At 64.2% G+C, this 2,049-nt stretch carries 4 protein-coding genes; all 4 read right to left on the minus strand.

All coding sequences use genetic code 11. The annotated features are described in order from the left end of the window. Positions 1 to 254, minus strand: a 254-nt coding sequence (locus tag VFL64_RS05940; protein ID WP_489539455.1) for an ExbD/TolR family protein, incomplete at its 3' end; no start/stop codon positions are given. Between the two features lie 15 nt (positions 255 to 269). Then, positions 270 to 698: an ExbD/TolR family protein gene (locus VFL64_RS05945; protein WP_489539456.1), complete on the minus strand. Its 429-nt coding sequence runs from the start codon at positions 696 to 698 to the stop codon at positions 270 to 272. A gap of 25 nt (positions 699 to 723) precedes the next feature. Beyond that, positions 724 to 1,566, minus strand: coding sequence for a MotA/TolQ/ExbB proton channel family protein (locus VFL64_RS05950; protein WP_489539457.1), 843 nt, complete (start codon positions 1,564 to 1,566; stop codon positions 724 to 726). A gap of 87 nt (positions 1,567 to 1,653) precedes the next feature. Continuing rightward, positions 1,654 to 2,049, minus strand: a 396-nt coding sequence (locus VFL64_RS05955) for an energy transducer TonB (RefSeq protein WP_489539458.1), incomplete at its 5' end; no start/stop codon positions are given.

Below are 2,049 nucleotides of genomic sequence, written 5' to 3' on the forward strand. Positions count from 1 at the left end.
CGCGAGGGCAGCGCCTCGCCGTTCCAGAAGATGCTGCCGTCGAAGTCGATGTCGATCGTCACCACCACCGGCGGCGCGGTGGGCGGCGGCGGGGTGCCGGTCGGCATGTTGAGGTTGACCGAATGCAGCTGGATCGGAATGGTGATGATGAGCATGATCAGCAACACCAGCATCACGTCGATCAACGGCGTGGTGTTCATCTCGACCATCACTTCCGGCTCGCCACCGCTGCTCGAACCTACGTTCATTCCCATGTGCGTACTCCTGGGTCAGCCGCGCGGCGGCGGCTCGGTGACGAAGCTGATCTTCTGGATGCCTGCGCGCTGGCAGGCGAAGACCACTCGACCCACCGATTCGTAGCGCGACTTCTCGTCGCCGCGAATGTGGATCTCGGGCTGCGGCACCATGACCGACACCTTCTTCAAGCGATCGACAAGCGCGTTGTTGTCCGCCACAGCGACCGCGTTCCAGAACACGTCGCCGTCCTTGGTGACGGAGATCTCGATGTTCTCGGGCTTGGTCTGGCGGACGATGTTGGTCTCCTTGGGGAGGGAGACCGCGGCGTTCTGCGTCACGACGGGCACGGTGATGAGGAAGATGATCAACAGCACCAACATCACGTCCACCAGGGGCGTGGTGTTGATGGCTGACACCACTTCATCATCATCGCCGTCGCCGGCTCCGACATTCATGGCCATGAGGCGCTCCTGAAGCCGGGATGGATCAGCGAACCGCGGCGCGGCTGCCCAGCAACACGCCGTGCAGATCGGCACCGAAGCTGCGGACAGCTTCCATGGTGACCTTGTTGCGGCGGACCAGCCAGTTGTAGCCCAGCACCGCCGGCACGGCGACCGCCAGGCCGATGGCCGTCATCAGCAGCGACTCGCCCACCGGGCCGGCCACCTTGTCGATGGAAGCCTGGCCGGCGATGCCGATGGCGGTCAGCGCGTTCAGGATGCCCCACACCGTGCCGAACAGGCCGACGAACGGAGCGGTCGAACCCACCGTGGCCAGCACGGCCAGGCCGTCCTGCAGGCGGCTTTGCACGTTGTCCATGGCGCGCTGCACGCTCATGCCGATCCAGGTGTTGCGGTCGATGTTGGCGGTGAGCTCACCGGCGTGGTCCTTACCGGCTTCGACACCGCTCTCGGCGATGAACTGGAAGGCGCTGCCCTGCTTGAGCGTCTTCATGCCATCGGCCAGGCTCGCCGATTTGAAGAAAGTCTGACGGGCCGACTTGGCCTCGGAGCTGAGCTTGAAGCTCTCGAACAGCTTGGTGACCAGGATGTACCAGCTGGCCAGGCTCATGATGATGAGGATGATCAGTGTGCCGCGGGCAACCACGTCACCTTGTGCCCACAGGTGCTTCAAGTCGTACGGGTTCTCGACGACTTCCTTGCTGACGGTGGCAGCAGGTGCAGCAACCGGCGCAGGCGCGGCAGCGGGGGCGGGGGTGGCGGCCTCCGGTGCGGAAGCAGGAGCCTGTGCGTGCGCGGCGGTGAAGCCCAGCGAAGCGATCACCAGGAGGCTGGCGGCGAAGGTGTTGAATTTCTTGATGAATGACATGGTTCTTCCGATCTACTTGTATGTGCGAAGAAGGATTGAAGCGAGGCTTGTGGGTGTGAAGCCTCTGGGCGGAGCTGGTGGGCTCAATTACTCAAGCTTGTAGCCAAAGGGTACCTGCACGGTCACGTCGTGACCCTGGCCTTGGCACTTGTACTCGCTGACGATGCGCGTGCTGTTGCGGGCAAAGATCGGATGAGAGGCACGAACGGTCTTGATGTCCTTGATCTCACCCGCAGCGGTCAGGGTGAACTGAATGACAGCCTCACCCTTCTCCAGGCCCAAGCGAACTGCCTCGCGCGGATAGCCGGCTTCGCCCATTTTGGTGGCGTAGTTGGAGCACACCACGGCGGCAGACACGACGGCAGGCGCTGCCGGCGCAGGCGCAGCGGCGGGCGGCGCAGCCGGAGCCATCAAGGTGGACGCGGGCGGCGGCGTCTGGACGGCAGTGATGGTCGGCGCAACGGGCGGTGGCACGGCCACCTG

The sequence above is a fragment of the Rhizobacter sp. genome (assembly GCF_035702065.1).
GTDB lineage: Bacteria > Pseudomonadota > Gammaproteobacteria > Burkholderiales > Burkholderiaceae_C > Rhizobacter.